Here is a 24,040-nt window from a genome sequence, read left to right on the forward strand (position 1 = left end):
AAGGGCGACCCGCGGGTCGCCCTTTTCTTTCGGATGCCGCCTTGTTCAGCGCGGCAGCACGCTCTCGCCCATCAGGAAGGCATCGACCTCGCGGGCGCACTGGCGGCCCTCGCGAATCGCCCACACCACCAGCGACTGGCCGCGCCGCATGTCGCCGGCCGCATACACGCCGGGCACGTTGGTAGCGTAGCAGCCCGCGCCGTCGGTGGTGGCCTTGGCGTTGCCGCGCGCGTCCTTGTCCACGCCGAAGCCTTCCAGCACGCCGCCCACCGGGTTGGTGAAGCCCATCGCGAACAGCACCAGGTCGGCCTTGAGCTCGAACTCGGAGCCGGGCACTTCGCTCATCTTGCCGTCCTTCCACTGCAGGCGGACGACCTTGAGCGCCTTGACCTTGCCGTTCTCGCCGATGAACTCCTTGGTGCCCACGGCAAAGTCGCGCTCGCAGCCTTCCTCATGGGAAGTGGAGGTGCGCAGCTTGGTCGGCCAGTAGGGCCAGGTCAGCGGCTTGTTCTCCTGCGCGGGCGGCTGCGGCATCAGTTCGAGCTGGGTCACCGACAGCGCACCGTGGCGGTTGGAGGTGCCCACGCAGTCGGAACCGGTGTCGCCACCGCCGATCACCACCACGTGCTTGCCCTTGGCGGAGATCGGGTTGGGACGGTCACCCGCCACCTCCTTGTTCTGCGGGATCAGGAATTCGAGCGCGAAATGGACGCCGTCCAGCTCGCGCCCCGGCACGGGCAGGTCGCGCGGCACTTCGGAACCGCCGGCCAGGATGACCGCGTCGAAGGACTTCTTCAGTTCGTCGGCGGAGATCGTTTCCTTGGCGTCGCTGACGATGCCGGCCGGCACAGCCTTGGCACCGACCAGCACGCCGGTGCGGAAGCTCACGCCTTCAGCCTTCATCTGCTCGACGCGGCGGTCGATCAGGCTCTTTTCCATCTTGAAGTCGGGGATGCCGTAGCGCAGCAGGCCGCCGGCACGGTCGTTCTTCTCGAACACGGTCACGTCGTGGCCGGCGCGCGCCAGTTGCTGCGCAGCGGCGAGGCCCGCGGGGCCGGAGCCGACCACGGCGACCCTCTTGCCGGTCCTGGTGGCCGGCGGCTGCGGCGGCACCCAGCCCTGCTCCCAGGCCTTGTCGATGATCGCGCGCTCGATGGACTTGATGCCCACGGGATCGGCGTTGATGCCGAGGGTACACGCCGCTTCACAGGGCGCCGGGCAGATGCGGCCGGTGAATTCCGGGAAATTGTTGGTGGAGTGCAACACCTGGATGGCTTCCTGCCAGGCACCGCGGTACACCAGGTCGTTCCAGTCCGGGATGATGTTGTTCACCGGGCAGCCGTTGTTGCAGAACGGGATGCCGCAATCCATGCAGCGCGCACCCTGCACCGCTGCCTGATCGTCGGCGAGGCGGACGGTGAATTCGCGGTAGTCCCTGATGCGCTCGCCGGCCGGCTTGTAGGCCTCGGACAGGCGCTGGTATTCGAGGAATCCGGTTGGCTTGCCCATTCTCAAGCGGCCTCCAGTTGCTGTTGCTTTTGCGCGGCCATCTCGGCCAGCGCGCGACGGTACTCGTGCGGGAACACCTTGACGAAGCGGCTGCGCGAGGTGGCCCAGTCGTTCAGTATCTGGCGCGCGCGCGCGCTGCCGGTGAAGCGCGCGTGGCGCTCGATCAGGCCCTTCAGGATCAGCTCGTCGCCCATGGTCAGGTGGTCGATGTCCACCCGGCCGTGGGACTCCAGCTCGTCGCCGGATTCCGAGCCCTTGCGCGCATCCAGTTCCTCGGGCAGCGGCTCCAGGGCGACCTGCGCCATGTTGCAGCGCTGCTCGAAGCTGCCGTCCTCGTCCAGCACGTAGGCCACGCCGCCGGACATGCCCGCGGCGAAGTTGCGCCCGGTGGGGCCGAGCACGACCACGGTGCCGCCGGTCATGTATTCGCAGCCGTGGTCGCCCACGCCTTCCACCACCGCGGTGGCACCGGAGTTGCGCACCGCGAAACGCTCGCCGCCCACGCCGGCGAAATACACCTCGCCCTCGGTGGCGCCGTAGAGCACGGTGTTGCCGACGATGATGTTGTCGGTGGTGGCGCCGCGGAACTCGGCCTGCGGACGCACGACGATGCGGCCGCCGGACAGGCCCTTGCCCACGTAGTCATTGCCCTCGCCCACCAGCTCCATGGTCACGCCCCGCGCCAGGAAGGCGCCGAAGGCCTGGCCGGCGGTGCCGGTCAGGGTGACGTGGAGGGTGTCGGCCGGCAGGCCGGCGTGGCCGTACTTCTGCGCCACGCGGCCGGACAGCATGGCACCCACGGTGCGGTTGATGTTGCGCACCGGCAGTTCGATGCGCACCTTCTCGCCCTTTTCCAGGGCCGGCTTCGCCAGTTCGATGAGCTGGTTGTCCAGCGCCTTGACCAGGCCGTGGTCCTGGTTCTCGGTGTGCAGGCGCGGCACGCTGGCCGGCACGTTGGGACGGTAGAAGATGCGCGAGTAGTCGAGGCCCCTCGCCTTCCAGTGCGCGATGCCCTTCTTCATGTCGAGCAGGTCGGCGCGGCCGATCAGCTCGTCGAACTTGCGGATGCCCAGCTGGGCCATCAGTTCGCGCACTTCCTCGGCGACGAAGAAGAAGTAGTTCACCACGTGCTCGGGCTGGCCGGAGAAGCGCGCGCGCAGCACCGGGTCCTGGGTGGCGACACCCACCGGACACGTGTTGAGGTGGCACTTGCGCATCATGATGCAGCCTTCCACGACCAGCGGAGCGGTGGCGAAGCCGAATTCGTCCGCACCCAGCAGCGCGCCGATGACCACGTCGCGGCCAGTCTTCATCTGGCCGTCCACCTGCACCCGCACGCGGGAGCGCAGGCGATTCAGCACCAGAGTCTGCTGGGTCTCGGCGAGGCCCAGTTCCCACGGCGAACCCGCGTGCTTGATGGAGGACCAGGGCGAAGCGCCGGTGCCGCCGTCGTGGCCGGCGATGACGATGTGGTCGGCCTTGGCCTTGGCCACGCCCGCCGCCACGGTACCCACACCGATCTCGGATACCAGCTTCACGGAGATGCTGGCCGCCGGGTTCACGTTCTTCAGGTCATGGATGAGCTGGGCCAGATCCTCGATGGAGTAGATGTCATGGTGGGGCGGCGGCGAGATCAGGCCAACGCCCGGCACCGAGTGGCGCAGGAAGCCGATGTACTCGCTGACCTTGTGGCCGGGCAGTTGCCCGCCTTCGCCGGGCTTGGCGCCCTGGGCCATCTTGATCTGGATCTGGTCCGCATTGACCAGGTACTCCGCGGTGACGCCGAAGCGGCCCGAGGCGACCTGCTTGATCGCCGAGCGCAGGGAATCGCCGGCGGACAGCTCCAGGTCGCGCTCGATGCGGCCCTTGCCGATGATCTGCGACAGCTTCATGGCCTGGGTGATGGGCTTGAAGCGCATCGGGTCCTCGCCGCCCTCGCCGGTGTTGGACTTGCCGCCGATGCGGTTCATGGCGACGGCCAGCGTAGTGTGGGCCTCGGTGGAGATGGAACCCAGGGACATGGCGCCGGTGGCGAAGCGCTTGACGATCTCCTTGGCCGGCTCGACCTCGTCCAGCGCCACCGGGGGCGCGGCGGGCTTGATCTCGAACAGGCCGCGCAGCGTCATGTGGCGCTTGCTCTGGTCGTTGATGATCCGCGCGTATTCCTTGTAGGTGTCCGCCTTGCCGGAACGGGTGGCGTGCTGCAGCTTGGCGATGGCGTCCGGCGTCCACATGTGCTCGTCGCCGCGCACGCGAAAGGCGTAGTCGCCGCCCGCATCCAGCATGTTGGCGAGCACCGGGTCCGGGCTGAAGGCCTTCCTGTGCAGGCGGATGGCCTCTTCCATGACTTCGAACACGCCCATGCCTTCCACCTGGCTGGTGGTGCCGGTGAAGTAGCGGTCCAGCAGCGCCTGCTGCAGGCCGACCGCTTCGAAGATCTGCGCCCCGGTGTAGGACATGTAGGTGGAGATGCCCATCTTGGACATCACCTTCATCAGGCCCTTGCCGATGGCCTTGACGAAGTGCTTGACGTACTTGTCGGCGGTCTCCGCGTCACCCGCGAGGCTCTGCAGGGTTTCCAGCGCGAGGTAGGGGTGCACCGCTTCCGCGCCGTAGCCGGCGAGCACGGCGAAGTGGTGTACCTCGCGCGCGGTGCCGGTTTCCACCACCAGGCCGGCGCGCGTGCGCAGGCCCTTGGTGACCAGGTGCTGGTGGATGGCGGAGAGCGCCAGCAGGGCGGGGATGGCGACGTTGTCGGCGTCCACCTTGCGGTCGGACACCACCAGGATGTTGTAGCCTTGCAGCACCGCGTCTTCGGCTTCCGCACACAGGGACGCGAGGCGCGCCTCGACGCCTTCCTTGCCCCAGGCGGCCGGATAACAGACGTCCAGCTCGGCCGAGCGGAACTTGTTGTGGGTGTAGCGCGCGATGTTGCGGATCTTGGCCATGTCGGCGAAGTCCAGCACCGGCTGCGACACTTCCAGGCGGAAGGGCGGGTTGATCTCGTTGATCTCGAGCAGGTTCGGACGCGGGCCGATGAAGGACACCAGCGACATCACCAGTTGCTCGCGGATCGGGTCGATGGGCGGGTTGGTGACCTGCGCGAAGAGCTGGCGGAAGTAGTTGTAGAGCGGCTTTTCCTTGCCCGACAGCACCGCCAGCGGGGAATCGTTGCCCATGGAGCCGGTGGCTTCCTCGCCGGCCTTGCCCATGGGTTCGAGGATGAACTTGATGTCTTCCTGTGTGTAGCCGAAGGCCTGCTGGCGGTCCAGCAGCGCGGCCGCGCTCTCCGGCGGCACCGCCTTGGCGGGCGCTTCCACGCCGTCGAGCTTGATGTTGATGCGGGACAGCCACTCGGCGTACGGGCGCGCGCTGGCCAGCGACTCCTTGATCTCCTTGTCGTCGATGATGCGGCCCTGCTCCATGTCGATCAGGAACATCTTGCCGGGCTGCAGACGCCACTTCTTGACGATCTTGCCGTCGGGAATCGGCAGCACGCCGGATTCGGAGGCCATCACCACGATGTCGTCGTCGGTGACCAGGTAACGCGCCGGACGCAGGCCGTTGCGGTCCAGCGTGGCGCCGATCTGGCGGCCGTCGGTGAAGGCCACCGCGGCCGGGCCGTCCCACGGCTCCATCATCGCGGCGTGGTACTCGTAGAAGGCGCGGCGGCGCTCGTCCATGTGGGTGTGCGATTCCCAGGCCTCGGGGATCAGCATCATCACCGCGTGGGCCATGGAATAGCCGCTCATCACCAGCAGTTCGAGGGCGTTGTCGAAGGCGGCCGAGTCGGACTGGCCGGGGTAGATCAGCGGCCACAGCTTTTCCAGGTCCGCCCCCAGCAGCGGCGAATGCACGCCCTTCTCCCGCGCGCGCATCCAGTTGTAGTTGCCGCGCAGGGTGTTGATCTCGCCGTTGTGGGCGATGTAGCGGAACGGGTGGGCCAAGTTCCACTTCGGGAAAGTGTTGGTGGAGAAGCGCTGGTGCACCAGGGCGAGCGCGGACACGGCGCGCGGGTCCACCAGGTCGCGGTAGTACTCGCCCACCTGCCCGGCGAGCAGCAGGCCCTTGTAGTTCACCGTGCGCGCGGACATGGAGACCGTGTAGAACTCCTGCCCGTGCTTGAGCTGCAGCGCGTTGATGGCGTTGGCCGCGCGGCGGCGGGCGACGTAGAGCTTGCGCTCCAGCGCCTCGGTGACCATGACGTCCGGGCCGCGGCCGACGAAGATCTGGCGGATCACCGGCTCCTTGGCCTTCACCGCCGGGCTCATGGGCATGTCGTGGTTGACCGGCACGTCGCGCCAGCCCAGCACCACCTGCCCTTCGGCGCGCACAGCACGCTCGATCTCTTCTTCACAGGCCAGGCGCGAAGCGGCCTCCTTGGGCATGAACACCATGCCCACGCCGTATTCGCCGGCGGCCGGCAACTGCACGCCGTGCGCGGCCATGTCCTCGCGGTAGAGCGCGTCGGGGATCTGGATCAGGATGCCGGCACCGTCGCCCTGCAGCGGGTCGGCGCCCACCGCACCGCGGTGATCCAGGTTTTTCAGGATCTCCAGGCCCTGCAGGACGATGTCGTGGGACTTCTTGCCCTTGATGTGGGCGATGAAACCCACGCCACAGGCGTCGTGTTCGTTTGCCGGGTCGTACAGACCCTGCTTCTGGGGGAGATCCATCTCGTTCTTCCTCGAAACAACGCGTTCACCGGACTGGTCCGGCACGATTCAGGCGACTGCCACCCGCGCAAAATGCCCTGAGCATGAATTCTGCGGCCAAAAAAACGCCGGCCCACAGGCACCGGCTGTCTTTTTACGCGCACACGGCGCCCGCATTTTGCTTGGATTGGAGAGCGGTCGACGAATATACCCCCCCGGGGCGGAATCGTTCAAGTTTTTTTGCGCTGCGGCAAGCCTATGATCGCTCAGTGGATTTCGCCGACGGCGAAGAGACGGCGATGTTCCCTGATGGCGTAGCGGTCGGTCATGCCGGCGATGTAGTCGGCGATCGCCCGCGCCTTGTCGTCGTGGGCGCGGGCCTGGTACTGCGGGGGCAGCAGTTGCGGTTCGGCCATGAAGGCGCCAAAGAGGTCGGTGACGATGCGGCGTGCCTTGTTGGTCATGCGCAGCACCTGGTAATGGTGGTACAGGCTGTCGCGCAGGAAGTGCTTCAGCTCGCGCAGGCGGGGCAGCAGGCCGTCGGAGTAGGCCACCAGGCGCGGCGCGGCGCGCACGTCGGCCAGGGTGGCCACGCCGGCCGCGGCAATGTTGGCGCGGGTACGTGCGGTGAGGTCGAGCACCATCTGGTTGATCATGCGGCGGACTGTCTCGTGGATCAGTTTGCGCCCCGCGAGACCGGGCCAGATGCGCTCGACCTCGCGCCGGTTGTCGGCGAATACCGGTACCGCGTCGAGCTGCTCCAGCGTGATCAGGCCGGAGCGCAGGCCGTCGTCCACGTCGTGGTTGTTGTAAGCGATCTCGTCGGCCAGGTTGGCCAACTGGGCCTCCAAAGAGGGCTGGGTGCCGTCGAGGAAGCGCCGGCCCAGTTCGCCCAGGCGTTCGGCGTTGGCCCGCGAGCAGTGTTTGAGGATGCCCTCCCGCGTCTCGTAGGTGAGGTTCAGCCCGTCGAAGGCGGCGTAGTGCTCTTCCAGCAGGTCCACAGTGCGCAGCGACTGCAGGTTATGCTCGAAGCCGCCATACGCCTTCATGCAGGCGTTGAGGGCTTCCTGCCCGGCGTGGCCGAAGGGGGTGTGGCCCAGGTCGTGGGCCAGCGCGATGGATTCGGCCAGATCCTCGTTCAAGCCGAGGATGCGCGCGATGCTGCGGGATATCTGCGCGACCTCGATGCTGTGGGTGAGGCGGGTGCGGAACAGGTCGCCCTCGTGGTTGACGAAAACCTGGGTCTTGTACTCCAGGCGGCGAAAGGCCGTGGAATGCACGATGCGGTCGCGGTCGCGCTGGAATTCGCTGCGCTCGGCCGGCGGCGGCTCGGCATGCATGCGCCCGCGCGACTGGCGCTCGTCCGCGGCATAGGGCGCGAGCGCGCTCACGGGCAGCAGGCCTCGATGGCCGCGGCGATCTGCTCCGGCGTGGCGGTGTCGCTGACCACCGCACGGCCGATGGCCTTGAGCAGGACCAGGCGCATGCGGCCGGCTTCGACCTTCTTGTCGTGAGCCATCAGTTCGAGGTAGCGTTCGGCGCCCAGCGCCGGACCGCTGACGGGCAGGCCGGCGCGGCGGAATAGTGCTACGGCACGTTCCAGGTCCTTCTCGCCGAGCCAGCCGAGAGCGTGCGACAGACGGGCGGCCATCACCGTACCCGCCGCCACCGCCTCGCCGTGCAGCCACTCACCGTAGCCGAGCCCGGTCTCGATGGCATGGCCGAAGGTGTGGCCGAGGTTGAGGAGCGCCCGCTCGCCTTGCTCGGTCTCGTCGGCGGCCACCACCTCCGCCTTGTTGCGGCACGAACGTTCGATGGCGTAGGCGATGGCTGCAGGGTTGCGTTCCAGCAGGCGCTCAAGATTCCCTTCCAGCCAGACGAAGAAGTCCAGATCGCGAATCAGGCCGTATTTGATGACCTCGGCGATGCCGGCCTTCAGTTCCCGATCCGGCAGCGTGTCGAGCGTCGCGGTGTCGGCGATCACCAGCCGCGGCTGGTAAAAGGCGCCGATCATGTTCTTGCCCAGCGGATGATTGATGGCGGTCTTGCCGCCTACCGAGGAATCCACCTGCGCCAAAAGGGTCGTGGGAATCTGCATGAAGGGCATGCCGCGCTGATAGGTGGCGGCAGCGAAGCCGGCCATGTCGCCGACCACCCCGCCGCCGAGGGCGATGAGCATGGTCGAACGCTCGCAGCGCTCGGCCAGCAGCGTGTCGAAGATCAGGTTGAGCGTCTGCCAGTCCTTATAGGCTTCCCCGTCCGGCAGCACCACCGCCGTGACGCGCACGCCGTTGGCCTCCAGGCCGCGCTGCACACGTTCCCGGTAGAGCGGTCCGACGCGGTCGTTGGTGACGATGGCCACCCGCGGCGTCTTCAGGCGGGCGAGGATCAGCGAGGGATCGTCGAGCAGGCCGCGGCCGATATGGATGGGGTAGCTGCGCTCGCCCAGCGCGACATCAAGGGTATGCATCAGGCTTTCCTGCAGGTTTCCAAGGCTTTCTGTATCTGCCTTATGGTACCGCCTGGATTGCCCCGCCCGCCATCGACAACGATGTCGGCGATCTCCCGGTACAGCGGATCGCGCTGCTGATGCAGGCTGAAGATGCGCTCGCGCGGATTGGAAACCTGCAGCAGGGGGCGGTTGCGGTCGCGCCGGGTACGCTCCCACAACACCTGGGGCGGGACGTTGAGGTAGATGACCACGCCCCGTTCGGCCAACATGGCGCGGTTCTCCGCCCTCATGACCGCGCCACCTCCGGTGGCGATGACCAACCCGTCGATGCGAGTGAGTTCGTCGATCACCTGGGTCTCGCGGCGACGGAAACCTTCCTCGCCTTCGATTTCGAAGATGGTCGGAATCTTCACGCCGGTACGCGCCTCGATTTCATGGTCGCAATCGACGAAGCGCATACCGCATCGTTTCGCCAGTTCACGCCCGATGGTGGTCTTGCCGGCCCCCATCATTCCTACCAGTATCAATCGTTCCACGAGCAAAGCGGTAATCGCGGCAAAAAAAGAAGCCCCAAGGATATGGAGCTTCCGTGTGCATCACAAACTGTTCCGGACGCGTTCAGCGAACCGATAGGGCTTCCGAGATGATGCGTGGGGTGATGAACACCAGCAGTTCGTTGCGACTGGCACCTTTTGAGGTAGTACGGAACAGCGCACCGAGAACGGGAATTTCGCCAAGAAGCGGAACCCGCGTTACGTTCTCGGTCTCCTCTTCTTCGTAAATACCGCCGATCACCACCGTACCGCCGTTCTCGACCAGCACTTCTGTCTTCACATTCTTGGTGTCGATGGCAGGCTCCGTAAAGCCCGCCGGGAAGACCGGACGGTCCTTGTTAACTTCCACCTGCAACTGCAGCCTGCCGTCCGGCGTGATCAGCGGTTTTACCTTGAGCGACAAGACGGCTTTCTTGAACTCGACGCTGGTAGCCCCCGAACTGGTTTCCTTGCGGTACGCAACCTCGGTCCCTTGCTCGATCGTTGCCTCGACTTGGTTGGCAGTCATCACCCGCGGGCTCGAGATGATCCGGCCGCGCCCATCCGCTTCCAGCGCCTGAAGTTCCATATTCAGGAATCGGGTGAGGCTGCTGTTGAACAGGGTCAGGTTGAGCGAACCGAACCCGGTGGGCAAGAAACCATTACCACTGGTCGCGGATTCACCCACCCTGTGGACGATGCCGTTGATTACAGCGTTTGCCCCAGTGTTGACCGCGCCGGTCGTCGGATTGACGGACGCAAACTCAGACTTTCCAAAACCGATGCGGGCGCCGTCGCCGATCTCAAGCGCTTTGCGGTCGCCATAGCCCAGCCGTACGCCGAGATCGCGCGAAAAGTCCTTGCTGGCCTCGACGATACGCGCTTCGATCAGCACCTGGCGCGGCGCAATGTCGATCTCGCCGATCAGGCGGCGCAGGTCATCGAGTCGGCTTGCGACGTCGGTGACGAAGAGCTTGTTGCTGCGGTCATCCACCACCACGCTCCCGCGCTTGGAAAGAACCGTCTGGTCCTTGCTCTTGAGGAAATCAAAGATCTCCTTGGCGCGGTGGTAGTTGATCTGGAAGCTCTCCGTCTGCAGCGGCTCCAGATCGCCGATCTGGGCCAAGGCTTCAAGCTGGAGCTTCTCGCGCGTCGCCAATTCGTCACCCGGCGCTATCCAGATGACGTTGCCGTTCTTGCGCATGTCCAGGCCCTTGGCCTGCAGGATGATGTCGAGGGCCTGATCCCAGGGCACGTCCTTCAGGCGCAGGGTGAGGTTGCCGCGCACGGAGTCACTGGTGATGATGTTGAAGTCGGTGAAGTCCGCGATCACCTGCAGTACGGCCCGCACATCCACGTTCTGGAAGTTGAGGGACAGCCGCTCGCCGCCGTACTGCCCACGCGGCGTGCCCTGCACGAGCTTGTTCGGATCTTCGACAACGCGCTTGACCTCGAGCACGAACTGGTTGTCGCTTTGGTAGGCATTGTGCTCCCACAGGCCATGGGGCGTGACTACCAGACGCACGTTGTCGCCCTGCTGCTGCGTGACCATCGCTGTCACCGGTGTACCGAAGTCGGTCACGTCAGAACGCCGGCGCAGGTGTTCGGGCAGGGATGCCTGGACGAACTCGACGACGAGGTTGGCGCCCTGTTTACGGATGTCGATCGCGGTATCCGGGTTTGACAATTCGACCACGACACGCCCTTCACCATCTTTGCCTCGGCGGAAGTTGACGTCGCGAATGCTCTTGTTGGCTGCTGCAGCCTCGCCCGACGACGCGGCAAAGTTGACGATCGGTTGCTCCGCGGACGAAGTGACGATGGCTTCCTGACCGAGCGGAGTGAGTGTGATGATCAACGCATTGCCGTCGAGCCGCGCTTCGTACGGGGACATCCGGGTCAGGTTCAGTACTAGTCGGGTACGGTCGCCAGCTTGCACGACGTTCGCACTGCGCAGATCCCCGGCATTGATGTTCTGGCTGCTGCGCCCGAGAGCGTTCGTCGTTGCCGGCAGATCGAATGCGATACGGGCAGGATTGGCCACGCTGAAGCTCGCCGGCACGGCCGCCAGCGGTGTCTTCAGAGTGAGCTTGATGTATACCGAGCCGCCCTGTTCGGCGACCTCCAGATTTTCGATACGATTGGGCGCCTGCGCCTGCTGGCCGGCCTCCTGGGCTTGAGCGACGACCCAAGGGGCGGGGGCCACGATGAGAGCTGCGAGCAGCAGCGTCGCGATCCGGGTTTTCATCTTTTGTTCTCCTGCTGCTCTTGCAACAACAACGAACTGCTGCGTTCGGTCCATTCGCCGTTAACGTCCTCGACGAGCTCGCGCAACTTGACTTCGGTCTCGGTCACGGCAGTCACCAGGCCGAAGTCCTGTCCCATATAATTTCCCACCCGCACCGTGTGTATCGTGCCGCCGACGCGGATCAGGGCTTCGGTCTGCTTGCCGAGCAATGCACCGACCATGGTCAGCGATTCGAGCGGATAGCTTTCGAGCGGCTCTTTACGGCGGTCCATGTCGGGCTTGAGACCGCTACCGCTGCTGGCGGCAGTACGCTGTTCGGGCACCAAGCGTTCGGTGCTGAACGGACTCGGCAAAGACTCGGCATCGTATTCGACGATAGGGAAGGGTTTGATCTCGGGCAGCGGCTTGACGGTACCACGCATGCCCTTGGCCTCCTCAGCCATCCAGGCCTGGATGTTCTCTTCGTCGCTCGCACAGCCGCCGAGCAGCAGGGCAGCCACCAGAACCGGCACCGCCGAGGGCGAAAGTTTCATGGGCCACCTCATTTCCGGCCTCCGGGCTTCTTCTGCGCCGCCTGACGCTTCCTTGCGAGCTCCTGCTCATCAAGGTAGCGATAGGTCACGGCACTTGCCTCGAGCTTCAACTTGCCGTCCTTAGTCCCATCGATGGCAATGTTGTTGAGCGTAACGATGCGCGACATCTTCGCCACATCCCCGGCAAAGGCGCCCAGATCGTGGTAACCACCGATGACCCGGATAGCGATGGGCATCTCGGCGTAAAAATCCTTGATGACGTCAGCCCCAGGCTTGAAGAGTTCGAACTGCAGCCCACGCCCCAAACCGGCCTGGTTGATCTCGGCAAGCAGCGAATCCATTTCGGCACGGTTCGGCAACTGGCTCAGCAGGGCACCAAACTGGCGATCGATCTCCTCGAGTTGCCGCTTGTGCTCATCGAGGTTCACCGCCTGCCGCTTCTTCGACACCCACTGTTCGCGCAGCGTCACCTCCTCTGCCTCGCGCTGGGTCAGCGTGTCGATCTGCTCGCGCCAGTCAAACCACCACGCCGCGGCTACGGTCGCGACGAACAGGCCGATGAACACCGCGATCTTGGGCGCGGTGGGCCATATTCCCGGATCGTTGGGATCCAGCCCCTTGAAATCCCTCGCCAGGCGTTCGAAATCGATGCCCTTCACCTTGTCGCGGGCTTGATTGAGTTTCATCGCCGCGCCCCCTTGTCACTGGCCTTTTCTTCCGTCTTCGGCTGTTCGATGGCGACGTTGAGGGTGAATTCGCCAACACGGCGGCCGTCGACGGTGGCTGCCTTGATTTCCACCAGTTGCGGCTGGGTGAGATACTCGGAATCGTCAAGCGCACGCATCAGATGGGACACCCGCGCATTCGACTGGGCGTAGCCGACCAGGGTGACACGCTTGCCGGACTGTTTGATCGACCTCAGGTAGATGCCTTCGGGCATGCGCTTGGTCGTCTCGTTGAGCAGATGGACCGTCTCGGCCCGGTTGCTCTGCAGCGCCTCGATGACCTGCTTGCGTGCGAGCAGGGCATCGATCTGTTCGCGCAGACGCTTGATCTCGGCGATTTCCTCGTCGAGTTTCTTGATCTCCGCCTTGAAAAAGTTGTTCTTGCGTTCCTGGCGCTCCACATAGCCGGCGATCACGGTATGCACCAGCAACGCGATCACCAGACCCAGGGCGATCATCAGGACCGACACAACGTAGAACTGCTGGCGGCGCTCGCGCCGCTTGATCTCGCGGTGTGGCAGCAGATTGATCCGGATCATGTGTCAAACCTCCGCATGGCCAGGCCGCATGCCACGATCATCGCCGGCGCGTCGGCCAGCAGGGCTTTGGGACGAACCTGGGACGAAAGCGTCATGCCTTCGAACGGATTGGCGACGACGGTGGGAATCTGGGTCCGCCCGCCGACCATCTCCGCCAGCCCCGGCAACACCGCACAACCGCCGGCCAGCACGATGTGGTCGACCTGGTTGTACTGCGTGGAGGTGAAGAAGAACTGCAGGGCGCGCGAGACTTCGAGGGCCAGGCTGTCCATGAACGGGCGCAGCAGATCACGCTCGTAATCCTGCGGCAGACCGCCACTGCGCTTGGCCGTTTCGGCTTCCTCGACGCTCATGCCGTACTGGCGGGCGATGTCCTGGGTGAGCTGGTTGCCGCCGAAGGACTGTTCGCGACTGTAGATCTGCTGGCCGTTGCGCAGCACCGTCACCGTGGTGACGCTGGCGCCGATGTTGATCAGCGCGATGATCTTGTCGCGCCCCTCGTCGGGCAGGCGCCGGCTGATCAATTCGAAGGCCGACTGCGCAGCGAGCGAATCGACATCCATGATGACGGCCTTGAGTCCCGCGGCCTCGACGGCGGCTACGCGGTCCTCGACCTTCTCCTTGCGCGAGGCGGCGATCAGGACCTCCACCTCGTCCGGATTGTCGTGCAGCGGGCCGATCACCTGAAAGTCGAGGTTGACTTCGTCGAGCGCGAACGGAATGTACTGGTTCGCCTCGGACTCGACCTGGACTTCCATTTCCTGCTCGCGCAACCCGGCCGGCAGGATGATCTTCTTGGTAATGACCGCCGCGGCGGGCAGGGCAGCCGCTGCATTCTTCAGTCCCGAGCCCATGCGCCGCAACGCGCGCCGGATCGACTCGCTGACCGCATCGAGGTTGGCGATGTTGCCATCGACAACCGCATCCCGGGGCATCGGCTCGATCGCATAGCGCTCGACCCGAAGCCCATCCTTTTCGGAGCCCGACAGCTCGACCAGCTTGACCGATGAAGATGAGATATCCAAACCGACCAACTGGCGTGCTTTTGGACTGAACATCGCGAAGTCGATCACAACGAAAGCCCTTAAATTTCTTGACGTTATGCTTATTTCCTGAATAAGCGTCTGAAATCCTAACAACAACCTCACAAAGTGTAAAGCAACATCCCTTGACAAACCGGAGTGGAGACCCAAGGTGGGCGCTCGTATAATCGCGGCCTCCAACTTCCGGACGAACCGTCAATGCGCTGGGTCCTCTACCCGCTGGCCTTCATCGTCGTACTGATCGTCATCGGCCTCGCCACGCTGGTCGCGGCGGCGACGCTGGCCTGGCCCAACCTGCCCTCGCTGGAAACCCTGACTGATTATCGCCCTCGCATTCCGCTGCGAGTATACACGGCGGATGGCTACCTGCTCGGCGAGTTCGGCGAGGAGCGCCGCTCCGTGGTACGTATCGGCGACGTCCCTCCAGTACTCAAGCAGGCCATCCTCGCAGCCGAGGACGAGCGCTTCTACGAGCACCCCGGCATCGATCCCATCGGCATCGCACGGGCCGCGCTGGCCAACCTCTCCAGCGGCGGCCGCGGCCAGGGCGCGTCCACCATCACCATGCAGGTGGCGCGAAACTTCTTCCTCACCCGCGAAAAGACCTACAACCGCAAGCTCTATGAAATCCTGCTCGCCCTCAAGATCGAGCAGAACCTGAGCAAGGATCAGATCCTCGAGCTCTACCTCAACCAGATCTACCTCGGCCAGCGCGCCTACGGTTTCTCGATGGCCGCGCGGACGTACTTCGGCAAGCCGCTGGAACAGATCACGCTCGCCGACGCGGCCGTGCTGGCCGGCCTGCCGAAGGCGCCATCGGCCTACAACCCCATCGTCAATCCGGGGCGCGCAGCGGCGCGCAAGCAGTATGTGCTGCGCCGCATGCTGGAAGCCGGCTTCATCGACGAGACGGCCTATCGCGCCGCGGTTGACGCCCCCGTCCTGACCGCCTCGCCGCAACGGGACGACGTGGTGGCGAAGGGCGATTACGTGGCCGAGATGGCCCGCCAGATCGCCGTCGAACAGTTCGGCGAGGAAGCCTACCAGTTGGGCATCCGCATCATCACCACGGTGACGCGCGCCGACCAGCTCGCCGCGCGGCGCGCGCTGCAGGACGGCGTGCTTGCCTACGACAGGCGGCACGGCTACCGCGGCCCCGAGGGCTTCGTCGATCTCACCGGCGTCGATCCCACCAAGACCGAGCACCTCGACGACCTGCTCGCCGACACGGATGACGTGGGCGACCTGCTCGCGGCCCTGGTGCTCCACGCCTCGCCGAAAGAGGTGAAGGTCTATAGGCGCGGCGAGACGCTGACCATCAAGGGCAGCGGCCTGCGCTTCGCCGCACCCATGCTGGCGGCCAACGCCCCGCAGGCGCGGCGCATCCGCCCGGGAGCCATCGTGCGCATCCGCCAGACCGGCGAACGCGAGTGGGAGATTCTCCAGGTGCCCGAAGTCCAGGCCGCGCTGGTGTCGATCGACGCGCACACCGGCGCGGTGCGCGCGCTGGTGGGCGGCTTCGACTTCGACCGCAACAAGTTCAACCACGTCACCCAGGCCCTGCGCCAGCCCGGTTCCAGCTTCAAACCCTTCATCTACTCGGCCGCGCTGGAGCGCGGCTACGCGCCGAGCAGCCTGGTGGAGGACGAACCGCTGCACTTCCCGGCCGGCATCACCGGTTCACAGGAATGGACGCCGCGCAATTACGACGGCAAGTTCGACGGCCTGATGACCCTGCGCGACGCGCTGGCACGCTCCAAGAACATGGTGTCGATCCGCCTGCTGCAGTCCATCACGCCCCAGTACGCGCAGGACTACGTCACCCGCTTCGGCTTCGACGCCGAACGCCATCCGCCCTTCCTGACCATGGCCCTCGGCGCGGGCAGCGCCACGCCGTGGCAGATGGCCTCCGCCTACGCCGTGTTCGCCAACGGCGGCTACCGCGTGGAGCCCTACGTGGTCTCCCAGATCATCGACGGCGAAGGCAAGGTCGTCGCCCAGGTGGACCCGCCGGTGGCCGGCCAGAGCGCGCCGCGCGTGATCGATCCGCGCAACGCCTGGCTGGTCGATTCCATGCTGCAGGACGTGGTGCAGCGGGGCACCGCCACGCGCGCGCGCACGCTCAAGCGCAACGATGTCGCCGGCAAGACCGGCACCACCAACGAGTACGTGGATGCCTGGTTCTGCGGCTACAACCCGGACCTGGTCGCGGTGGCCTGGGTGGGCCACGGCAAGGCGCGCAACCTCGGGCGCGGAGAGACGGGCGCCTCCGCGGCCCTGCCGATCTGGGTCGATTACATGCGCACGGCCCTCAAGGACCTCCCGGAAGAGCCGCGCGTGCGCCCCGACGGCCTGCTGGAAATCCACCTGGCCGACAGCACGCGCGCCGAGTTCATCTACCGCGAGAACATGCCGCCCGAGCCGCCGCCGGAGTACTCGTCGCTGCCGGTTTTCGACTTCGCGCCGGCCACCGAGGCGCCCGACGAGGCCTTGCCGCCCGTACCGCCGGCTCCGCTGCCGAGCGCCCCGCCCGCCCCGGCGCCGGTGATCGAGCGCTCCTTCGGCGCGGGCAATTCCTGAACTCCTAGCCGGCCGGGCGCAGGCTGACCGGCTGGCCGCCCTGCTCGCTCACCAGGCGGGAAAGCAGGGCGTAGAGCTCGGCCCCGTCGCGGGCCGCGATCCAGGCGCCGTCCTGCGGCCGGAAATGGAAGCCGCCCGAGCGGGCGGCCACCCAGATCTCGCGCGCGGCGCTGTGGCGATTGATGATCATCTTGCTGCCGTCGTCGAATTCCACCTCGAGGATGCCGCCGGGCTTGGCCTCGATGTCCAGGTCCGCGCCGCAGTCTTCCAGCGCCGCCTCGATGCGCGCCAGTTCGGCTTCCGCCAGCGCGTTGAACGCCGATTCTTCCATGCCGCCTCCTTCTGATAGCATTTCCGTCCTTATCCACCCGACGGCCCCGCGCCATGCCCTACAAGCTTCTCACCGCCGCACTCGCCGGCGCGCTGTTCCTGTCCGCCTGCGGCATCAAGGGGTCGCTCTACCTGCCCGAACGCCCGGCCGCACCCGCCGCGGGCGCCGATCATAGCAAGAACGACACGCCCGAGACCCAACCGCAATGAGCACCGCCATCCGCTCCACCGCAACGCCGACCGAATTCCCGCTGCCGACGCTGACCCGCAGCGCCCGCGGCCTGGTCCTCGAAGGCGTCGCGCTGGCCGACGTCGCCGCGGCCCACGGCACGCCCACCTACGTCTATTCGCTCGCCGCGCTGCGCGCCGCCTTCAACGCCTACCGCGACGCGCTGGCCGGACGGCGCGTGCTGGTGTGCTATGCGGTCAAGGCCAACTCCAACCTGGGCGTACTCTCGGCCTTCGCGCGGCTCGGTGCAGGGTTCGACATCGTTTCCGGCGGCGAGTTGGCACGCGTGCTGGCCGCGGGCGGCGAGGCTTCCCGCGTGGTGTTCTCGGGCGTGGGCAAGAGCGTGGCCGAGATGCGCCAGGCACTGGCCGCCGGCATCCGCTGCTTCAACGTGGAATCGGCCGCCGAGCTGGACCGCCTGTCTGCGGTGGCGAGCGGGATGGGCAAGGTCGCACCGATCGCGCTGCGGGTCAATCCGGACGTGGATCCCAAGACCCATCCCTACATCTCCACCGGGCTGCGCAGCAACAAGTTCGGCGTGGCCTTCGACGAGGCCTTCGCCCTCTACCGCCGCGCCGCCACGCTGCCCGGCCTGCACGTGGCCGGCATCGGTTGCCACATCGGCTCGCAACTGCTGGACGGCGCGCCGGTGGTCGAAGCGGCCGAAAAGGTGCTCGGCCTGGTGGACCGCCTGGCGGCCGAAGGCATCGTGCTGGAGCACATCGACCTGGGCGGTGGGCTGGGCATCCGCTACCGGGACGAAACGCCGCCCACCGTGCGCGACTACCTCGCCCCGCTGCTGGCCCTGTTCGACGGCCGGCGCGAGGAACTGCTGTTCGAACCCGGCCGCTCGCTGGTCGGCAACGCCGGTCTGCTGCTGACCCGCGTCGAATACCTGAAGCCGGGGGTGGAGAAGAACTTCGCCGTGGTGGACGCGGCCATGAATGACCTCGCCCGCCCCGCCCTCTACGACGCCTGGCACGACGCCGTGGCGGTGGCGCCGCGCCCCGGCACGGCCGCCGCGCGCTATGAAGTCGTCGGCCCCATCTGCGAGAGCGGCGACTTCCTCGCCCACGACCGGGAACTGGCGCTCGCCGAGGACGATCTCGTCGCGCTGCTGTCGGCCGGCGCCTACGGCATGACCATGAGCTCCAACTACAATACCCGCCCCCGTGCCGCCGAGGTCATCGTGGACGGGGAGCGCGTCCATCTGGTACGCGAACGGGAACGCGTCGAGCAGCTCTTCGCCGGCGAGCGTCCGCTCGCCTGAGAGGGCGCCCGCTCAGGAAGCGCCTCCCCCCTTCATGGCGGCGGCTTCCTCGATCAGCGCGGCGCCGAAAGCCTTCCACACCGGACCGCCATGGGTGTGGACGCCGAACTCGGCGCTCTGCGCCATGGTGCGCAGCATCAGCTCCGCCAGCGCGAACAGCTCGGCACGCGCCCGGCGCTGACGATCCGGCGAGCGCAGCGCCTCCAGGCTGGAGGCCGGGCCGCAGCTCAGCGCCTCACGCGCCAGCACGCGCACCGCGGCCTGGTCGCTCCAGTCGATGCCGAGCGCGATGCCGCGCCGGACGATCTCCCGCTCGAGTTCCTCCGCATCCTGGGCAAAGTGGCCGAAGCCGCTCATCTTTCCGTCTCCGTGGCTGGCGGTTGCTCAACGCGCGCCGAGATCCTCGATGCAGCGCGCCAGCGCCTCTTGCCAGTGCGGCAGGCGCAGGCCGAAGCGTGCGGCCAGGGCCTGCTGGTCCAGGCGGGAGTTGTGCGGCCGCGCGGCGGGGGTCGGATAGTCCGCGCTGGCGATGGCCTGCACCTCGGCCACCCGCAGCGCCCGTTCCGGCAGCTTCTCCCGCGCGAGCGTGAAGATCGCCTCGGCGAAGCCGTGCCAGCTCGTTTCGCCACCGCCGACGAGATGGAACAGCCCGGAGGCGAAGCGCCCCTCGGCCCGCTCACGCCGGGCCTGGGCGATCGCCAGGGCAGTGGCGTCGGCAATGTTGCGTGCCCAGGTCGGCGCGCCGATCTGGTCGGCCACCACGCGCAGGCTCTCCCGCTCCGCCCCCAGGCGCAGCATGGTGAGCAGGAAGTTGGCGCCGCGGGCGGCATACACCCAGGTGGTGCGGAACACCAGGTGGTCGCAGCCGGACTCGGCCACCGCCCGTTCGCCGGCGAGCTTGCTGCGCCCGTAAGCGTTCAACGGCGCCACCGCGTCGTCCTCCCGGTAGGGGCCATCCTTGGCACCGTCGAACACGTAGTCGGTGGAGTAATGCACCAGCAGCGCGCCAACGCCGCCCGCGGCGTGCGCCAACTCACCCACCGCCTCGGCATTGATGCGCGTGGCGAGTTCCTCTTCACCTTCCGCGCGATCCACCGCGGTGTAGGCCGCGGCATTGACGATGACGTCCGGCGCCAAGCGCGCGACCAGCGCGGCCAGCGTCTGCGGGCGGGCCAGATCGCAGTCCGCCCGCCCCGGCGCCACGATGTCGCCCAGGGGCATCAGGCTGCGCGCCAGCTCCCGGCCGACCTGGCCGCTGGCGCCGGTGAGCAGGATCCTCACGCCCCTGCCCCCCGGCCCGCGTAGTTGGCGGCGATCCAGTCCCGGTAGGCGCCGCTCTGCACGTGGGCCACCCAGTCCTGGTGGTCCAGATACCAGGCCACGGTGCGGCGGATGCCGGTGGCGAAGGTCTCCGCCGGGCGCCAGCCCAGTTCGCGCTCGATCTTGCGCGCGTCGATGGCGTAGCGGCGGTCGTGCCCGGGGCGGTCGGCGACGAAGGTGATCAGGCGTTCGTGGGCGCCGGCCGGGTCGGGGCGCAGCTCGTCGAGCAGCGCGCAGATGGTGCGTACGATCTCGATGTTGGGCATCTCGTTCCAGCCACCCACGTTGTAGGTCTCCCCCGGCCGGCCGCTGGCGAGCACTTCCCGCACCGCCGCGCAGTGGTCGCCCACGTACAGCCAGTCGCGCACGTTCATGCCGTCGCCGTAGATCGGCAGCGGCCTGCCCGCCAGCGCGTTGGCGATCACCAGCGGGATGAGCTTTTCCGGGAACTGGCAGGGGCCGTAGTTGTTCGAGCAGTTCGTGGTCAGCACCGGCAGCCCGTAGGTGTGATGCCAGGCGCGCACCAGGTGATCGGAGGCCGCCTTGCTGGCGGAGTACGGACTGTTGGGCTCGTAGGCCTTGGTTTCGGCGAAGGGCGGGTCCGCGGGGCCGAGGGAACCGTACACCTCGTCGGTGGACACGTGCAGGAAGCGGAAACCCTCCCGCGCCTCGCCTTCCAGCGCGCTCCAGTACGCGCGGGCGGCCTCGAGCAGGGTGAAGCTGCCTTCCACGTTGGTGCGCACGAAGGCCGCCGGGCCATGGATGGAGCGGTCCACGTGGCTTTCCGCTGCAAAATGCACGATGGCGCGCGGGCGGTATTCGGCGAGCAGGCGGTCCACCAGCGCGCGGTCGCAGATGTCTCCATGCACGAAGACGTGGCGTGCATCGCCCTGCAGGCGGGCAAGGTTCTCCAGGTTGCCGGCGTAGGTGAGAGCGTCGAGGTTGAGGACCGGCTCGTCGCTGGCGGCCAGCCAGTCGAGTACGAAATTGGCACCGATGAAACCGGCGCCGCCTGTGACCAGGATCATGGCGGAGCTTCCGTTGCAGGGATGGAGCCCGGGCAAGCGCGTAAAATTCATCTACGCCCGGTGCGCAAAGCCGGGATTCTACCCTTCCCGCTTACCGTGCGCCCCGCGATGCCTGCCTATCGCTTCCGCCTCCTCGCCCTGCTGCTGTGCGCGCTGGTGCTGCTCGCCCCGGCCGGCGCCCGCGCGGCCGGCCTGCCTTACGAAGTCCGGACCGCTCTCGACCAGGCCGGAATTCCCCTTGCCGATGCGGCGATCTGGGTGCAGCCCGTGGATGCCCATGCGCCCACGCTGACGCTGAACGCCGAACGGGCGATGAACCCCGCCTCGGTCATGAAGCTGGTGACCGCCTTCGCCGCCCTCGAACGCCTCGGCCCCGCCTACACCTGGACCACGCGCGCCGCGAGCGAAGCGACTCCGCACAAGGGCGTACTGGCCGGCGACCTGTACCTGGTCGGCGGCGCCGACCCCATGCTGAGCTACGAACGGCTGTGGAAGCTGCTGCGCCAGTTGCGCGCACTGGGCGTGGAGCGCATCGCGGGCGACATCGTGCTGGACGGCTCCGCGCTCGCCCTGCCGCCCCACGACCCGGCCGCCTTCGACGGGCGCGGGCTGCGCCCCTACAACAGCGGACCCCACGGCCTGCTGCTGCACTACAACACCGTGCGCCTGACCCTGGTGCCGGGCGCCCACGCCGGCGATCCGGTGCAGCTCGCGGCCGATCCGCCGCTCGCCGGCCTGACCATCGCCAACCGCATCGTCACCGCGCCCGGCGGCTGCGGCGTGTGGCACCAGGCGCTGGAAGCGCGCCTGGCCGAAACTCCCGCCGGCCTGCGCCTGGAACTCGAGGGGCGGCTGCCGGCCAGTTGCGGGCGGCGCGACTGGAGCGCCGCCCCGCTGCCGGCCGAAGCCTATGGCGTGGCGCTGGTGGCCGCCCTGTGGCGGGAGGTGGGCGGCCAACTGGACGGCCGGGTGCGCACCGGGCTGGCGCCGGCCGAGGCCGCCACGCTGCTGGCCGACGACTCCGAACCGCTGGGCGACGTGGTGCGCAACATGAACAAATGGTCGAGCAACGTCATCGCCCGCCAGTTGCTCGCCACGCTGGGCGCCTCGGCCGTCGACGCGCCGGACATGGTGAGCGGCGGCACCTGGGTGGCGCGGGCCCAGCTCGCGGCCGCCGGCATCGACACCACCGGGCTGGTGATCGAGAACGGCGCCGGGCTGTCACGCATCGAGCGCATCCGCGCCGACGCCCTGGGCCAGTTGCTGCTGGCCGCCTGGCAACGCCCGTGGATGCCGGAATTCGTCGCCGCGCTGCCGCTGGCCGGTGTGGACGGCACCGCCCGCCGCCGCCTGAACGGCAGCCCGGCCAGCGGCCAGGCCCACATCAAGACCGGCACGCTGGACGGCGTGCGCGCCATGGCCGGCTACGTGCTGGACCGCCACGGCCGCCGCCACGCGGTGGTGATGATGGTCAACCACCCCCAGGCGGCCGCCAGCCAGGCGGCACAGGACGCGCTGATCGAGTGGGTGTGGGCGGACCGCTGACGCTCTACAACCCGAGTTCGCCCCACATCGCATCCACCTTCGCCTTCACCGCCGCATCCATGACGATGGGCCGGCCCCACTCGCGGCTGGTCTCGCCCGGCCACTTGTTGGTGGCGTCGATGCCCATCTTGGAGCCCAGGCCGGCCACCGGGCTGGCGAAGTCCAGGTAGTCGATGGGCGTGTTGTCGGCGAGCAGGGTGTCACGGCTGGCATCCACCCGCGTGGTCAGCGCCCAGATCACTTCCTTCCACTCGCGGATGGCCACGTCGTCGTCCACGACGATGATGAACTTGGTGTACATGAACTGGCGCAGGAAGCTCCAGATGCCGAACATCACCCGCTTGGCGTGGCCCGGGTACTGCTTGCGGATGCTGACCACCGCCAGGCGGTAGGAGCAGCCTTCCGGCGGCAGGTAGAAGTCGGCGATCTCCGGGAACTGCTTCTGCAGCAGCGGCACGAAGACCTCGTTCAGCGCCAGGCCCAGCATGGCCGGCTCGTCGGGCGGCTTGCCGGTGTAGGTGGAATGGTAGATGGGGTCGCGGCGCAGGGTGATGCGCTCGATGGTGAACACCGGGAATTCGGCGACTTCGTTGTAGTAGCCGGTGTGGTCGCCGTAGGGGCCTTCCGCGGCCGTGTCGTCCGGGTGGATCACGCCTTCCAGCACGATTTCGGCGGAGGCCGGCACCTGCAGGTCCGAACCGATGCATTGCACCAGCTCGGTCTTGGCGCCGCGCAGCAGGCCGGCGAACTGGTACTCGGACAGGGTGTCCGGCACCGGCGTCACCGCCCCCAGGATGGTGGCCGGATCGCAGCCCAGCACCACGGCCACCGGGAAGGGCTCGCCGGGGTGCGCCTGCTGGTGGTCGCGGAAATCCAGCGCGCCGCCGCGGTGGGCCAGCCAGCGCATGATCACGCGGTTGGGGCCCAGCACCTGCTGGCGGTAGATGCCCAGGTTCTGGCGCTTCTTGTGCGGCCCGCGGGTCACTACCAGGCCCCAGGTGATCAGCGGCGCCGCGTCGCCCGGCCAGCAGTGCTGGATGGGCAGCTTCGCCAGAGCCACGTCGGCGCCCTCCCACACCACCTCCTGGCAGGGCGCGGAGCGCTGCACGGCGGGCGCCATGTGGAGCACCTGCTTCAGCACCGGCCACTTCTCCCAGGCGTCCTTCAGCCCCTTGGGCGGCTCGGGTTCCTTCAGGAAGGCGAGCAGGCGGCCGACCTCGCGCAGGGGCGTGGCCCAGTCGCCGTCGGCCACGTCCTCCCCCATGCCCATCGCCACCCGCTGGGGCGTGCCGAACAGGTTGGCGAGCACGGGAATCGCCTGGGGCACGCCTTTCGTGACCGGCTTTTCGAACAGCAGCGCCGGGCCGCCGGCACGCAGCACGCGGTCGGCGATCTCGGTCATCTCCAGGTGGGTGTCCACCGGCACGGCGATGCGCTTCAGTTCGCCGCGGGCTTCGAGCTGGGCGATGAAGTCGCGCAGGTCACGGTATCTCATGGGCGC

19 protein-coding genes are annotated in these 24,040 nt (G+C 67.2%); 4 read left to right on the forward strand and 15 right to left on the reverse strand.

Going from position 1 to position 24,040, the window contains the following annotated elements:
* Positions 1-45: 45 nt before the first annotated feature.
* The 10 genes from E6O51_RS14895 to E6O51_RS14940 form a co-directional block, all read right to left on the reverse strand.
* Positions 46-1,509 (reverse strand): glutamate synthase subunit beta, encoded by a 1,464-nt coding sequence (locus E6O51_RS14895; RefSeq protein ID WP_136385789.1) that lies wholly within the window; start codon positions 1,507-1,509, stop codon positions 46-48.
* Between the two features lie 2 nt (positions 1,510-1,511).
* A complete protein-coding gene (locus E6O51_RS14900) occupies positions 1,512-6,185 on the reverse strand; it encodes a glutamate synthase-related protein (protein ID WP_136385790.1) in 4,674 nt (1,557 codons plus the stop codon).
* 245 nt (positions 6,186-6,430) lie between these two features.
* Entirely contained in the window at positions 6,431-7,555 is a 1,125-nt protein-coding gene (locus tag E6O51_RS14905; RefSeq protein ID WP_136385791.1) for a deoxyguanosinetriphosphate triphosphohydrolase, read from the reverse strand.
* A complete protein-coding gene (aroB, locus tag E6O51_RS14910) occupies positions 7,552-8,634 on the reverse strand; it encodes a 3-dehydroquinate synthase (protein WP_136385792.1) in 1,083 nt (360 codons plus the stop codon). Before aroB ends, E6O51_RS14905 begins: the two co-directional genes overlap by 4 nt.
* Positions 8,634-9,152: a shikimate kinase gene (locus tag E6O51_RS14915; RefSeq protein WP_136385841.1), complete on the reverse strand. Its 519-nt coding sequence runs from the start codon at positions 9,150-9,152 to the stop codon at positions 8,634-8,636. Before E6O51_RS14915 ends, aroB begins: the two co-directional genes overlap by 1 nt.
* 82 nt (positions 9,153-9,234) lie before the next feature.
* Positions 9,235-11,397 carry a type IV pilus secretin PilQ gene (gene pilQ, locus E6O51_RS14920; protein WP_136385793.1) on the reverse strand — a complete coding sequence of 721 codons (2,163 nt, stop codon included), beginning with the start codon at positions 11,395-11,397 and terminating at the stop codon, positions 9,235-9,237.
* Complete coding sequence (locus E6O51_RS14925; protein WP_136385794.1) at positions 11,394-11,930, reverse strand: pilus assembly protein PilP; 537 nt, start codon at positions 11,928-11,930, stop codon at positions 11,394-11,396. The genes pilQ and E6O51_RS14925 overlap by 4 nt, the downstream gene beginning before the upstream one ends.
* Positions 11,931-11,938: 8 nt before the next feature.
* Positions 11,939-12,616: a type IV pilus inner membrane component PilO gene (locus E6O51_RS14930; protein WP_136385795.1), complete on the reverse strand. Its 678-nt coding sequence runs from the start codon at positions 12,614-12,616 to the stop codon at positions 11,939-11,941.
* Positions 12,613-13,194: a PilN domain-containing protein gene (locus E6O51_RS14935; RefSeq protein ID WP_136385796.1), complete on the reverse strand. Its 582-nt coding sequence runs from the start codon at positions 13,192-13,194 to the stop codon at positions 12,613-12,615. Before E6O51_RS14935 ends, E6O51_RS14930 begins: the two co-directional genes overlap by 4 nt.
* Positions 13,191-14,267, reverse strand: a complete 1,077-nt coding sequence (locus E6O51_RS14940) for a pilus assembly protein PilM (RefSeq protein WP_408003416.1) — start codon at positions 14,265-14,267, stop codon at positions 13,191-13,193. The genes E6O51_RS14935 and E6O51_RS14940 overlap by 4 nt, the downstream gene beginning before the upstream one ends.
* Before the next feature lie 168 nt (positions 14,268-14,435).
* On the opposite strand from E6O51_RS14940, the gene E6O51_RS14945 reads away from it, so the two are divergent.
* On the forward strand, positions 14,436-16,817 hold the full coding sequence (locus E6O51_RS14945) for a penicillin-binding protein 1A (protein ID WP_136385797.1): 2,382 nt from the start codon (positions 14,436-14,438) through the stop codon (positions 16,815-16,817).
* Between the two features lie 4 nt (positions 16,818-16,821).
* Here E6O51_RS14945 and cyaY read toward each other — a convergent pair whose 3' ends face one another.
* On the reverse strand, positions 16,822-17,148 hold the full coding sequence (gene cyaY / locus E6O51_RS14950) for an iron donor protein CyaY (RefSeq protein WP_136385798.1): 327 nt from the start codon (positions 17,146-17,148) through the stop codon (positions 16,822-16,824).
* 53 nt (positions 17,149-17,201) lie between these two features.
* On the opposite strand from cyaY, the gene lptM reads away from it, so the two are divergent.
* Positions 17,202-17,357, forward strand: a complete 156-nt coding sequence (gene lptM / locus E6O51_RS14955) for an LPS translocon maturation chaperone LptM (RefSeq protein WP_136385799.1) — start codon at positions 17,202-17,204, stop codon at positions 17,355-17,357.
* Positions 17,354-18,646 (forward strand): diaminopimelate decarboxylase, encoded by a 1,293-nt coding sequence (lysA, locus tag E6O51_RS14960; RefSeq protein WP_136385800.1) that lies wholly within the window; start codon positions 17,354-17,356, stop codon positions 18,644-18,646. The genes lptM and lysA overlap by 4 nt, the downstream gene beginning before the upstream one ends.
* A 12-nt stretch (positions 18,647-18,658) precedes the next feature.
* On the opposite strand, the gene E6O51_RS14965 is transcribed toward lysA, so the two are convergent.
* The 3 genes from E6O51_RS14965 to rfbB are packed head-to-tail and all read right to left on the reverse strand — an operon-like array spanning position 18,659 to position 20,994.
* Entirely contained in the window at positions 18,659-19,003 is a 345-nt protein-coding gene (locus tag E6O51_RS14965; protein WP_136385801.1) for a hypothetical protein, read from the reverse strand.
* 27 nt (positions 19,004-19,030) lie between these two features.
* Positions 19,031-19,927 (reverse strand): dTDP-4-dehydrorhamnose reductase, encoded by an 897-nt coding sequence (gene rfbD / locus E6O51_RS14970; protein WP_136385802.1) that lies wholly within the window; start codon positions 19,925-19,927, stop codon positions 19,031-19,033.
* Positions 19,924-20,994, reverse strand: a complete 1,071-nt coding sequence (gene rfbB, locus E6O51_RS14975; RefSeq protein WP_136385803.1) for a dTDP-glucose 4,6-dehydratase — start codon at positions 20,992-20,994, stop codon at positions 19,924-19,926. The genes rfbD and rfbB overlap by 4 nt, the downstream gene beginning before the upstream one ends.
* Positions 20,995-21,102: 108 nt before the next feature.
* On the opposite strand from rfbB, the gene dacB reads away from it, so the two are divergent.
* Complete coding sequence (gene dacB / locus E6O51_RS14980) at positions 21,103-22,539, forward strand: D-alanyl-D-alanine carboxypeptidase/D-alanyl-D-alanine endopeptidase (RefSeq protein ID WP_136385804.1); 1,437 nt, start codon at positions 21,103-21,105, stop codon at positions 22,537-22,539.
* Positions 22,540-22,543: 4 nt separating this feature from the next.
* On the opposite strand, the gene ubiD is transcribed toward dacB, so the two are convergent.
* A complete protein-coding gene (gene ubiD, locus E6O51_RS14985; RefSeq protein WP_136385805.1) occupies positions 22,544-24,034 on the reverse strand; it encodes a 4-hydroxy-3-polyprenylbenzoate decarboxylase in 1,491 nt (496 codons plus the stop codon).
* Positions 24,035-24,040: the final 6 nt, after the last annotated feature.

This window comes from Pseudothauera rhizosphaerae, assembly GCF_004801305.1.
GTDB classification, from domain to species: domain Bacteria; phylum Pseudomonadota; class Gammaproteobacteria; order Burkholderiales; family Rhodocyclaceae; genus Pseudothauera; species Pseudothauera rhizosphaerae.